Source organism: Bulleidia extructa W1219, assembly GCF_000177375.1.
GTDB lineage: Bacteria > Bacillota_I > Bacilli_A > Erysipelotrichales > Erysipelotrichaceae > Bulleidia > Bulleidia extructa.
The window spans coordinates 1-716 of the sequence record NZ_ADFR01000010.1; the positions used below are offsets into that span (position 1 = coordinate 1).

The window sequence follows — 716 nt, forward strand, 5'->3', positions numbered from 1 at the left end:
CTTGAGCAAGCACAAGCAATTCTTGCATCCTTTTTCATTGACTTCAGTCACTTTGGTGGAACAGCACCAGACGATTGGGAGCAAGGCACATTACAGGATATTGCTGATTTTTCAAGTGGCTATGCGTTCAAAAGTAAAGAACTTCTCAATACACCTGCACCCGATTGCTACCATGTGTTCAAACAAGGCCATATAAATCGAGGTGGCGGCTTCAATTCTGGTGTAACTAAAAGTTGGTATCCTATAAGCAAGTGTGCCTCCCTCTCAAAATATGTTCTTCATAAAGGCGATGTCCTTATGGCTATGACCGATATGAAAGACAATGTAGCCATTCTTGGTAATACCGCTCTTATGACAATTGATGATCAGTATATTGTTAACCAGCGTGTAGGTCTTCTTCGTAGCAACGGATATAAGTGTACATCCTACGCATATATTTACCTTTTAACCAATAGCTTCGATTTCTTAAAAAATCTAAGAAGTCGTGCGAATAGTGGAGTTCAAGTAAATTTGTCATCAGCTGAGATAAAGGCTTCTCCTGTGTGGATTGCGAGCGATGAAGTGAATAAAGAGTTTAATTCACTCACAGAGCCTTTACTGTCAATGATTATGGCTAATGATATTGAAAACCAAAAGCTGTTAGGTTTAAGAGATACCCTACTTCCTCGATTGATGTCTGGTGAATTGGATGTCTCTGACTTTGATCTTTAAGCCGC

At 39.8% G+C, this 716-nt stretch carries 1 protein-coding gene; it reads left to right on the plus strand.

Annotated features, from left to right (window positions below):
• Positions 1-711 (plus strand): restriction endonuclease subunit S (locus HMPREF9013_RS05245; protein WP_006627341.1); only part of this gene is annotated, 711 nt, incomplete at its 5' end.
• Positions 712-716 lie beyond the last annotated feature (5 nt).